General features: G+C 69.5%; 6 protein-coding genes. 3 read left to right on the forward strand and 3 right to left on the reverse strand.

The annotated features are described in order from the left end of the window. Window positions 1-4: 4 nt before the first annotated feature. Complete coding sequence (locus H5J26_RS10025; RefSeq protein ID WP_181765419.1) at window positions 5-2,182, forward strand: serine/threonine-protein kinase; 2,178 nt, start codon at window positions 5-7, stop codon at window positions 2,180-2,182. A gap of 78 nt (window positions 2,183-2,260) precedes the next feature. Further along, entirely contained in the window at window positions 2,261-4,351 is a 2,091-nt protein-coding gene (locus H5J26_RS10030) for a serine/threonine-protein kinase (protein WP_181765413.1), read from the forward strand. A gap of 49 nt (window positions 4,352-4,400) precedes the next feature. On the opposite strand, the gene H5J26_RS10035 is transcribed toward H5J26_RS10030, so the two are convergent. From H5J26_RS10035 to eccCa, 3 genes are all read right to left on the reverse strand, one after another. Next, on the reverse strand, window positions 4,401-4,631 hold the full coding sequence (locus H5J26_RS10035) for a DUF397 domain-containing protein (protein WP_181765414.1): 231 nt from the start codon (window positions 4,629-4,631) through the stop codon (window positions 4,401-4,403). A gap of 188 nt (window positions 4,632-4,819) precedes the next feature. Then, window positions 4,820-5,938 (reverse strand): hypothetical protein, encoded by a 1,119-nt coding sequence (locus H5J26_RS10040; RefSeq protein WP_181765415.1) that lies wholly within the window; start codon window positions 5,936-5,938, stop codon window positions 4,820-4,822. 359 nt (window positions 5,939-6,297) lie between these two features. Continuing rightward, complete coding sequence (eccCa, locus tag H5J26_RS10045) at window positions 6,298-10,263, reverse strand: type VII secretion protein EccCa (protein WP_181765416.1); 3,966 nt, start codon at window positions 10,261-10,263, stop codon at window positions 6,298-6,300. Window positions 10,264-10,566: 303 nt separating this feature from the next. Here eccCa and eccD point away from each other — a divergent pair. Next, window positions 10,567-11,535, forward strand: a 969-nt coding sequence (gene eccD, locus H5J26_RS10050; protein ID WP_181765417.1) for a type VII secretion integral membrane protein EccD, incomplete at its 3' end; no start/stop codon positions are given.

Consider the following 11,535-nt stretch of genomic DNA (forward strand, 5'->3'; position numbering starts at 1 on the left):
CACCATGACTTCCCCGCTCACCCATGACGATCCCGAACGCCTGGGCCCGTACAGGCTGGTCGCCCGGTTGGGCAGTGGTGGCATGGGCACCGTTTACGTCGCGCGCTCGGACCGCGGCCGTACGGTCGCCCTCAAGACCATGCACGCCGAGTTCGCTGCACAGGCCGACTACCGCACCAGGTTCCGTCTTGAGACGGATGCCGCTCGCGTCATTGGCGGACGCCACGGGGCTGAGGTGGTGGGTGCCGATCCACTGGCCGAAACCCCCTGGCTGGCAACGGAATACGTACTGGGCCCACCGCTCGACGACGTGGTGGCGATGTGCGGTCCGCTCCCCGAAGAGGCCACGCGTGCACTCGGCGCTGCTCTCTGCGATGCATTGGCACAGCTGCATCGGTCCGAGGTCGTGCACAGGGACCTGAAACCGTCGAACATCCTGATCACTGCCACGGGGCCCAAGCTCATCGACTTCGGCATCGCGAGGGCAGCGGGTGACGAACGGCTGACGCGTACAGGGGCTGCGGCCGGTACACCTGCCTTCATGTCTCCAGAGCAGGCCACGGGTATGGAACATGCCCCCGCCGGGGATGTGTTCGCGCTGGCCGGGGTCCTCGTCTTTGCATCCACCGGGCATGGTCCCTTCGGCGTCGGGCAGGCAGCCGACCTCCTCTATCGAGTGCGCTACAGCGAAGCCGACCTTGCTGCCGTACCACCTGGGCTTCGGCCGTTGTTGGAGCGGTGCCTCACAAAGGATGCGCACAATCGTCCTGGAACGGCCGAACTCGCTGAAGCCCTACGGACGGGCTGCGGCAGTTTCGAGGAAGATCTGCCCGACGCGGTGCACGCCGAGATTCTGCGGCGCGCAGCAGCCGTTTGGAGCACCGAGTACGCGAGGACTCCCGCCCCCGAGGCAGACACCGTATTCGGGGAAGCGAGTCTCACCCGCACCCCGCTCTCTCGCCGTCGTGCCCTCGCGATGGGAGGAAGCGGAGTCGTTGCGGCGGGAGCCGCCGCTGTCGGTGCCTGGGCATGGCTTGCGCCCGACGAGGAGAAGCGCGGTGACGACGGTTCGACACCCGGCCGACGTCCGCCAGGAGTTGCTCCCGAAGCACTCTGGAAGGACAGCTCTGCCGAGTCTCTCAGCGTGACCCAGGCGTTGTTTGTCGGGAAGCACGTGGCGTTGCTGTCGGACAGTGGGCTCAGCACTCTTGACGTGGAGTCAGGAGATCGATTGGGGAAGAACGACTCCCTGATCGGCATCGAGGACCTGGCGGTGTCGGACGATGCCATGTATGCCGTGGACCCGCAAAGCCTTGAACTATGCCCTGTCGATCTGGATACGGGAACACTGCTCGGGTCCAGCTTCAAGCTCTCGAAGCTCGGGCTCAAGAGCTACAGCCTCTTGGGCGCACACCTCGGCCTCGTCCTCATCGCCGGTGAGGACGAGAAGAAGCGCAAGGGCAAGAAGCGCGGGAGCGTCCGGATCGCCATTGACGGGAAAACAGGCGAGGAGCGGTGGCGCCGCGCCGCCAGGACACCTCTCGAGGATCAGGACACGGTCCTGATGCCGGTGGGAGATGTCTTCGTCATCAGGTTCCGTGACGAACTGACAGGGCTCAGCCGCCGCACCGGGAAGGTGCTGTGGTCCCGGCGATTCCCCGGGGAACTGATGACGGCCACATCGTGGAACGGGGGCTTCGCGCGCAGTCGGAGTCACCTCTACCTCGGGATCGGGTACAAAGAGCTCGCCGCGATTCGCGTCTCCGACGGCCGCATTTCATGGAGGTTCGGAGCGGACCGCAAGTTCCCCGAGAAGACTGCTCCCGACAGTCTCCGGTACGGGAAGCCGACTGTCCGAGACGGGGTGCTGTACGCCCAGGAGCTCGGAAACGGTGTCATCGCCCTGGACGCCGGAACGGGAAAGCTCAAGTGGGAGTTGAAAGCCGATTGGGCCGCGGTTCCGGCGAACGGCACCAGCCCGCCCGTGGTCGGCAACAGATACCTCTACTTCCCCACCCCCAAGACCCAGTGGGTGACCGCCGTGGACCTGAAGAGCCGTAAGGAAGCGTGGACCTTCCAGGGCCCCAACGACTCCGGAGGCGGGGTTCTTCTCGCACACCGGAAGTCCCGCAGACTCATCGCCACCTCCGGCGGTACGACGCTCGCGCTCCCGCTCGAGTAGCCCGGCCCACCGACTCCCGTCTTCCACTCCCGTCTTCCAACAGCCCCCTCACCACGTCCCACCAGGAGCCCACGTCTCATGAACCCCCTCAGCACCGGGGACCCGCTGCGCCTCGGACCATACCGTCTGATCGGAGTGCTCGGTGCCGGCGGGATGGGGAAGGTCTATCTGGGGCGGGACAACGGCGGGCGTCCCGCCGCGATCAAGGTGCTGCGTCCCGAGCTGGCGCACGATCAGGGCCTGGCCCGGCGCTTCGTACGCGAGGCCGAGGCGGCTCAAGCCGTACGCAGCAAGGGCGTTGCCCGGGTGCTCGGCGCGCAGACGGAAGGCGGGCGGCCGTGGATCGCCACCGAATTCCTCGCCGGGCCGACACTCGATCAGGCCGTCGAGCAGCACGGCCCGTTCGACGGCCCGGGGCTGCGCGCGCTCGGCGCGACTCTCGCCCGCACGCTGCAGGACGTGCACGGAGCCGGTCTCGTCCACCGGGACATCAAGCCGCCGAACATCGTGCTGACCTCGTCCGGGCCGCGCGTCATCGACTTCGGCATCGCACGCCCCGAGCACGGGCTGACCCTGACGTCCACCGGCGAGGTCCCGGTGACGCCCGGCTACGGCCCGCCCGAGCAGGTGCTCGGTCATCGAGTCGGCCCGGCCGCCGACGTGTTCGCCCTGGGTGCGGTCCTCACCTACGCGGCCACTGGGCGTCGCGCGTTCGAGGCGGGCCATGTCGCGGCGGTGCAGTACGAAGTGGTGCACGGTGAACCGCGGTTGGACGGCCTCGACGCCGAACTCCGCGCGATCATCGCCCCCTGTCTCGCCAAGACCCCCGAGGGACGGCCCACTCCGGATCAGCTGGGCAGGGCCTGCGCACCGCCGCCGCGTTCCGACCGCGCATGGAAGCGCGGACCTCTGGCGGAGGACATCGCCGAGCGGGAACGCGACGCGACCCGGCTGTCGGCGTTGCCGAGCAGCGGCGAGAACACATGGAGCAAGGGTGCCGGCGCTGGAAACGGCCCCACGAGGCGGAAGTTGCTCGTCGGTCTGGCTGTCGGCGGAACCGTCGTCGCCGCCGGAGGCGGCACCGCCGCATGGTGGTGGCTCGGCGGGAACGGCGACGACTCCGGCTCATGGGACGCGAAGCCGCTGTCGAAGTACGACGCCGGAGCCGCGCCGAAGCCTCTGTGGGGTCCGGTCCAGGCCACGGACAGCAAGGCCCAACCGCCCGTGCCCGTACGGGACGTGCTCGTCGTCACCGCGCCCGGTGGCGGCCTCCGTGCCTACGACGTCCGCGACGGGAAGCGCCGTTGGCAGGCGAAGGGCACCGCACCAGGTGTCAACGTGCTTGCCGTGCCGGGCGAGACGAGTGAGACGGTGCTCGGGGTCGCGCGAGACGGGACGCTCCTCGCGCTGAGCGCGGCGAACGGGAAGCAGCAGTGGGCAGCCCAGGACGCCGGAGCCGCAAGCCTGTTGGCGGCGGACGAGGAAGCGGCTTACATCAGTACCAGCGACGGCAAGCTCCGCGCAGTCAGCCTCTCCTCCCACAAGGTGCTCTGGTCCGTCGCCTCGCCCGTACGGACGTCCGCGGGCAAGCCCGCCAAGGGAGCCGCAGCGGCAGGACGGCTCGTCGTCCACGGCACCGACGCCAAGGTGGCTGCCCTCGACGTGAGTTCGGGCAGGACGGTCTGGGGCCCGAGGCGGCAGGGTGCGGACAGCGAGGTGCTCACCCCCGCCATCGCCGGAGGAACCGTCTTCCTCGGGGGGAGATCACTGTCCGCGTTGCGCCTGTCGGACGGCAAGGAGAAGTGGTCGCAGAAGGCTGAGGCCGGCACAGGATGGGGTTCGCCGGCAGTGGACGGCGATGTGGTCTACGCGGTCGACGGCCCCAACGTGCGTGCGCGCACCACGGGTTCGGGCGCCGGCAAGTGGACCCTGCTTCTCGAGGCGGCGGACGGACTGCCCCGGGCCGCAGCCCCGGTCGTCCAGGGCCACACGGCATGGCTGGCGATGGACGAGAACGGGGAGGACGGCATCGTCGCGGTGGACACACGCAACGGTCAGGAGGCGTGGCCCTTCACCCAGGGGGTGGGCGGCGCCTGGCAGATCGCCGGGGCCGGCAACCGCGCCTTTCTGCTGCACCAGGGGAACCTCACAGCAATGCCCGTTCTCTGACAGGACATTCGGGGCCCGGCACCTGCCCGGGCCCCCAGCGGGCGTCCCGCTACTCCAGGTCGAACTCCCCGTCGCGTGCGCCGAGTACGAACGCCCGCCACTCGGCCTCGGTGTACCGCAGGACCGTGTCGGGGTCCTTGGAGTTGCGCATCGCCACGGCACCGCCCGGCAGGCGGGCGATCTCGACCTTCTCCTCCTCGGGGCCGCCCGGAGCGCTCTCCCAGACCGCGTCGGAGATGTCCATGGCGTACAGCTCAGCCTTTTCCTGCTCGGTGGCCATTGACCGGTCTTCCCTTCGAGGATGCTTTACGGATCGCGGGTGCCCGCGCTGCGCCGGGGGCTGCGCGTTCACCCGCAGAGCCTACTGATCGCCTGGAGCGGTGGGCCGCCGTCCGGGATGCCTCCCCCGTACGAGAACGGGACGACGCACATGTAGGCACGGACGGCGGCCGGGGGTCAGCTCAACGCTCAGCCGGGCAGGCGGAGATCGGAGCATCCGTGACGCTTCGCGGACTCCTCCGCGAATGCCGAGAGCGCCTTCTTCTCGTATGAGGCGTCGGTCTTGAAGCCGGGAGAGACCGCGGCCGTTCCGCTGACCCGTCCCAGGGTGAACAGTGCGCGACTGTCACTGGAGGGGCATTTGGCCCCGGCCCAGACCCAGTTGCGGGCGGGGTCACTGCCGCCGGCCTGCGAGAGGCGGCGTCCGGCATTGCGCGCCCGGACGCTGTCCGCGTTGTGGCCGTAGAGGGCCGTGAGCCGGTAGACCTCCTTCTTGCGGGAGTCGAGGAGGTAGCAGTGCTCCGAGGTCGTGGTGTTGCCGACCGGGGCTTCCTGCACCCGCGCCAGCCCCAACTTCTTGGAGGCGGCGGCCAGTCCCGCGAGCGGCCGGCAGGTACCGATGGCCTGCTTGACGGGCGAGGAGCCGGGGAGGGGGTTCGCCGCCGGAGGGGAGAGCGGCGATCCGGGGGGAGTGGAGATCTTGCAGCCGTACTTCGCCGCCGCCTTCTTGGCGAAGCCCACGGAGACCTGGGCGAAAGTCGTGCGGCCTGCCTTGTCGAATACGTCGGAGGAGTCACCGGCGCCGACAGTGCGCACGCTCGCGATTATGCTCTCGAACTCCTTGCCGGAGCAGGGGAGTTCGACGGAGGCGAAGGCCTCAGCCCCGTCGTAGATGATGGCGCCGGGCAGTCGCTTGCCCAGGGGCACGGCCATCACGGAGGGGTCCGTCACGGAGGTGTGCTGGATGGTGGCGGCGTTGTCATCGGCCTTGGAACCCCGATGTGCCTCGGCGAGCAGGGAGGTCGACGAACCTTCGGCGGAGACCGCGCAGTTGGTGAGGCGGCCGACCTTGCGGTCAGAGGTGTACTGGCTCTTCGCGGGCCGGGCCACGTCGCTGTCGAGGAACGACCGGACGTCCTGTGCGGGGAGCGTGCCGGCACAGGCTTCGTCCAGGGCCGAACCGGCGCGCCACTGGTCGAACTCGCCGCTGAAGTAGAACCATGCGCCGGCGGCGACGACTGCGGCGGTCACGATGGGCACGACCACCTTGGTGGTCTTCGCACCGGCGGTCGGGGGGAGTCTTTTCACTTGAGGGATCTCTCATTGGCGGCAGCTGTCTTGAACGGTCGGCTGCAATCGGGAGGGGGACGGGGTGGTGCTTCGCGTGCGAGGGGGGAGGAGGTCGCGAGCGGTGCGCCTCGTGGCGTCGGCGGGGTATCCGTTTCCGTCAGCCTGGTCAAGCTGCGTGCCCGGGTCGTGTCTGTCGGCGGCCGCCGCCATGTGCTCCGCCCAATCGTCCGCGAATGACATGCTTCCCCGTACTGCAGAGCTGTCCGACGTGAGGTCGAACAGACGCGCAGGGAGCCAAAGTTAACAGCACGGAATCCTTGCCACACCCCCTGTGACGCCGACGGGGCGGGCACTTGTCGTGCCCGCCCCGTCGGAGTTCACTGCTCGGGCATCCAGCCCAACTGGACCAGTGGTGTGCCTCGTTTGCGGGAGACGAAGAAGCCCCGGCCCGGCGGCATCGGCCGCGGCCGTACGTTGCCGAGCAGGTCACCCTCGCTCGGGTCGCCTGCGAGCACCACGCCCTGCGCGCCGAGTTCCTTGATGCGCTGCATGAAGGGCTCGAACATCGAGCGCGAGGCGCCTGCCGCGCTGCGGGCGATGATGAAGCGCACGCCGACGTCGCGGGCGAAGGGCAGGTTCTCCGTGAGCACGGACAGGGGGTTGCCGCTGGAGGTGGCGACCAGTTCGTAGTCGTCGACGATGATGAAGATCGTCGGGCCGGTCCACCAGCTGCGGTCGCGCAGTTGCTGCGGCGTGACGTCCGAGGCGGGCGCCCTTCGCTGCATCAGGTCCTGGAGCGCGTTCATGTGCGACTCCATGGAGTTGGACATCGGCGCGTACTCCAGCAGGTGCGACTCGGGGATCGCGCTCAGCAGCGAGCGGCGGTAGTCGCCGACGACGATCTTCGCCTCGTTCTCGCCGTAGCGCTCCGAGATCTGCTTGGCCAGCAGCCGCAGCAGTGCCGTCTTGCCCGACTCGCTCTCACCGAAGACCAGGAAGAAGGGGTCGGTCTCGAAGTCGACGAACACCGGCTCCAGGTTGTTCTCGTCGATCGCGAACGCCACTCCGCGCTCCGGCTGGTCGCCGCCCTTGGGCAGGTTGGCCGCGGGCAGTTCGCGCGGCAGCAGCCGTACGGCCGGAGCCACCGGGCCCGACCAGTGCCGGATCACCTCGTTGGTCATCGCCGTGGTGGCCTCGGAGATCTCGTCGTCCGAGTGGATGCTGTCGATCCGCGGGACGGCACCCATGAAGTGCAGCCGCTCGGGCGTCTGTCCACGGCCGGGCACGCCCTGAGGGACGTTCGCGGCGACCTTGCGGTCGAACTCGGAGTCCATCGTGTCACCGAGCCGGAGTTCCAGCCGGTTCATCAACTGGTCCTTCAGCGCCGCGCGGACCTCCATGCTCCGCGACGCGGTGATGACCAGGTGCACGCCGTAACCGAGACCGCGGGCGGCGATGTCGGTGACGACTCCGTCCAGGCCCTCGTAGTCGTTCTTGAAGTTGGCCCAGCCGTCGATGACGAGGAAGACGTCGCCCCACGGCTGATCGGTGATCTCGCCGCGCGAGCGCCTGCGCCGGAAGGTGGCGATCGAGTCGATGCCGTTGGCGCGGAAGTACTCCTCGCGGCGGGAGAGGATGCCGTAGACCTCGGCGACGGTACGGCGCACCCGCTCCGGGTCCAGACGGGAGGCCACGCCGCCCACGTGCGGCAGATCCGCGACGGACGACATGCCGCCACCGCCGAAGTCCAGCCCGTAGAACTGGACTTCGTACGGAGTGTGCGTCAGCGCGAACGACGAGATCAGCGTGCGCATCAGCGTCGACTTGCCCGACTGCGGACCGCCGATGACGAGCATGTGGCCCGCCGCTCCGGAGAAGTCCCGGTAGAGCGGATCGCGGCGCTGCTCGAAGGGCTTGTCCACCAGACCCAGCGGGACGACGAGCCGTCCCATGCTCGGGTAGTCGGGCTGCGTCAGCCCGCGCCCCTCGACGGGCGCGAGGCCCGGCAGGAGTTCGTCCATCGGCGCGCTGCTGTCCAGCGGCGGCAGCCACACCTGGTGCGCGGGCGTCCCCTGCCCCTCGAGCCGCCGCACGATGACGTCCAGGACGGTGTCGGCGAGGGCGTCGTCGTCGGACGGGCGCTGAGACGGTACGACCGCCTCCTGCGGAAGACGCTCCACGGCCTGCACCGGAACGTGGGCCGCGGTGAACGCGACCGGACGCCGGTCGGCCGGCAGTGGCCCCGAAGGCAGCCGGTCCTCGTTCGACCCCGAGCGGTAGACGCCCGACACGTACGCGGCCTTGAAGCGCGTCATCTCGTCCGTGCCGAACTTCAGCAGACCCGAACCGGGGATCGACGGCAGGTGATAGGCGTCCGGGACGCCCAGTGCCGCACGGGACTCGGCAGCGGAGAAGGTACGCAGACCCACCCGGTAGGACAGGTACGTCTCCAGCCCGCGCAGCCGTCCTTCCTCCAACCGCTGTGAGGCGAGCAGGAGATGGACACCCAGGGAACGGCCGATGCGCCCGATCTGGATGAACATGTCGATGAAGTCGGGCTTGGCGGTGAGGAGTTCGCTGAACTCGTCGATGACGAGGACGAGCGAGGGGATCGGTGAGAGCGGGGCGCCGGCGGCGCGCGCCTTCTCGTAGTCGTGGATGTTGGCGTAGTTGCCCGCGTCGCGCAGCATCTCCTGGCGGCGGTTGAGCTCACCGCGGATGCTGTCGCCCATGCGGTCGACGAGCGTCAGGTCGTCCGCCAGGTTCGTGATCACAGCCGCAACGTGCGGCATTTGCGCCATGCCCGCGAAGGTGGCACCGCCCTTGAAGTCCGCGAGGACGAAGTTCAGCGTCTCGGACGAGTGAGTGACGGCGAGACCGAGCACGAGTGTACGCAGAAGCTCGGACTTGCCGGAGCCGGTGGCGCCGACGCACAGGCCGTGCGGGCCCATGCCGTCCTGCGCGGCCTCCTTGAGGTCCAGCATGACGGGCTGGCCGTCTTCGCCGACGCCGATCGGCACGCGCAGGCGCTCCGCCACCGAACGCGGGCGCCAGGTGCGCGAGACGTCGACGGAGGCGGCGTCGCCGAGGCTGAGCAGCTCGGTGAACTCCAGGTTCGCCAGCAGCGGTTCGTCGTCGTCGCCACCCGATCCCATACGGAGCGGGGCGAGTTGGCGGGCCAGCGCCTCGGCGGCCTCCTCGGAGAGGACATCCGGCGTGCCGTCGTACACCAGGCCGTGCCCCGACTGCAGTTCAAGCGCACCGGGACGCACGACGACGGACAGCCCGCCGCGGGCGTTGTCCATGTCCCCGGGCACGACCTCGACGACCGTCACGCCCTGCAGGCCTTCGGGCGCCGCGAGCATCGAGTTCGGCGGCACCGTCGCACCGTCCAGCACGACCAGGATGTGCGGCTGCTCCAGCAGCGGCTGGCCGGCGGCGTTGAAGCGGGGGCGGCCCTCCAGCCGCGCGCGCAGCTGATCCTCCAACTCCGTCGCGTCGTCCGTGATCAGGCGGGCGGGACCCGCGCCGTCCGTCGAGTTGGGGGACTGCACGTGCGGAAGCCACTTCGTCCACTCCCACTTGCGCACCGCCCCACGCCCGCCGGCGACCGCGATCACCAGGTCGTCGGGGGAGTGGAGCGCGGCGAGCGAGGCGACCAGCGCGCGGGCCGAGCCCTGCACGGAGTCCGGTTCGCCGCTGATCGTCACGTGGTAGAAGGCCCGCAACGAGACCGCCATCGGCAGCCCGTCGAGGGTGCCGTGCGTGTTGAGGAACTGATGCATGGCACCCGCGGTCAGCGGTTCCAGCTCGTCGACGGGCGCGGTCTCCGGCGCGACGAGCGGCGTCGCCAACTGCTGCGCGCCCAGCCCGATGCGTACCTGTCCGAAGTCGTCGTCGCCCGAGCGCCGCTCCCATACCCGGCTGCCCTCGGCGACCAGGGACCACAGCTGGTCGGGGGAGGGGTGCAGATAGAACTGCGCGTCGCGCTGCTTGCGCGCGGTCTTGCGCACCTTCCGCCGGGTCTGCGCCAGGTACTTGAGGTAGTCGCGCCGGGTCTGAGCCAACTGTCCCTGCGTGCCCCGGCGGTGGCGGATGATCATCGCGACGGCCATGGCGATGGTCGTCGCGATCATGATGAAGCCCATGATGCGCATGAAGGGCTGGCCGGACACGAAGAAGAAGACGACGGAACCGCCCATGCCCAGCATGGGGACGATCTGCATCATCACGCCTTCCTGCTGCCCGCGCGGCAGTTCAGGAGGCGACTCGAGTCGTAGTTCCTCAGCGGGTACGTCAGGCGGCAGAGCCCGTGGCGGACGCTTGACGACGATCTGGCTCACGTGCGCACCAATTCCCTCGTACGGACGGGACAGTTCGATGCCGACGCCCCCGTGGCGACGGACTCCGTCCGCGCGATGGGATCCTACTTGCACGACGAGTCCGCGTGGAGCGGTAGGGTGACGCGCGGTGTATGCACACCTGCGAATCCGCCGCCTTCGACGGGCCCGTTCGTCCGTAAGTCGGCGAGTGTGTGAGCGTCAGGTGAGCATCGCGTGTCCAAGCTGCGCCCACGTGTCCAGACGTCCCGCGATCCCGTGTGCGGTGGGAGACGGTGAGAGACGGCGAATGAGGGGGATTCACAGGTGAGTACGACGGCCTCTGCGGCGGCCACCGGCCAGGGCACCGGGAGCGGTTTCGGCGCCCCGTCCGGTACGGGCTTCTGCCGCGTCACCATCGTCGCTCCGGACAGCCGGATCGACGTGGCTCTGCCCGAGGACATCCCGGTCGCGGACATCTACCCGGAGATCCTGCGCCTGTCGGGGCAGACGCCGGGCGAAGGTGCCCCCGTCGGCTACCACTTGGTGCGCCGCGACGGCACCGTCCTGGACAGCTCCCGCAGCTTCATCGCACAGCGCATCTTCGACGGCGAGGTGCTGAGCCTGCGCCCGTTCGCCGAGTCGCTGCCGCCCGCCGTCTTCGACGACGTCTCCGACGCGGTCGCCTCCGCCGTCACCCGCGACCGCAAGCTCTGGGGCGACAGCCTCCTGCGCGGTGCGGGACTCGTGGGCGCCGGCGTGCTGTTCGTACTGATGGCCTTCGTGCTGTGGTTCGCCGATCCGATCGGCCACGACATGCACAGCCTCCCGGGCATCCTCGCCGCCGTCGCCGGAGTCATGCTCGTCGCGCTCGCGGCCGTGCGGGCGCGGGTGTACGAGGACCGCGCCTCGGCCATCGCGCTCGGTCTCGGCGCCATGCCGCACGTACTGATCGCCGGCTCCGGACTGCTGCCGCTCCCGGAGAACGAGGGAGTGGGGCGCCTCCAGTTCCTGCTCGGCTGCGTCGCCGTCCTCATCGCCTCCGTCATCCTGATCGCCGTGACGCCCAGCGGTGACGGCCCCTTCGTGGCGGTCGCCTTCACCGCCGTCGTCGGCACGCTCATCACCTTCATCGCCAGCATCACCGACATCCGCGGAGTGGAGATCGCCGCGATCTGCATCCCGGTCGCCGTGGGCACGCTGGCGTTCCTGCCCGGGCTCTCCGCCCGTTTCGCACGGCTGCCCATCGGCTACGAGGCGCCCGGCACGGGGAACGCCGGCTACGACGCCGACCCC

The sequence above is a fragment of the Streptomyces albidus (ex Kaewkla and Franco 2022) genome, from assembly GCF_013870515.1.
GTDB classification, from domain to species: Bacteria; Actinomycetota; Actinomycetes; order Streptomycetales; family Streptomycetaceae; genus Streptomyces; species Streptomyces albidus.

Bases quoted from the DNA above. Each gene is read 5' to 3' on its own strand.
- H5J26_RS10025 (WP_181765419.1), top strand. From the start codon at position 5: ATGACTTCCCCGCTCACCCATGACGATCCCGAACGCCTGGGCCCGTAC.
- H5J26_RS10030 (WP_181765413.1), top strand. From the start codon at position 2,261: ATGAACCCCCTCAGCACCGGGGACCCGCTGCGCCTCGGACCATACCGT.
- H5J26_RS10035 (WP_181765414.1), bottom strand. From the start codon at position 4,631: ATGGCCACCGAGCAGGAAAAGGCTGAGCTGTACGCCATGGACATCTCC.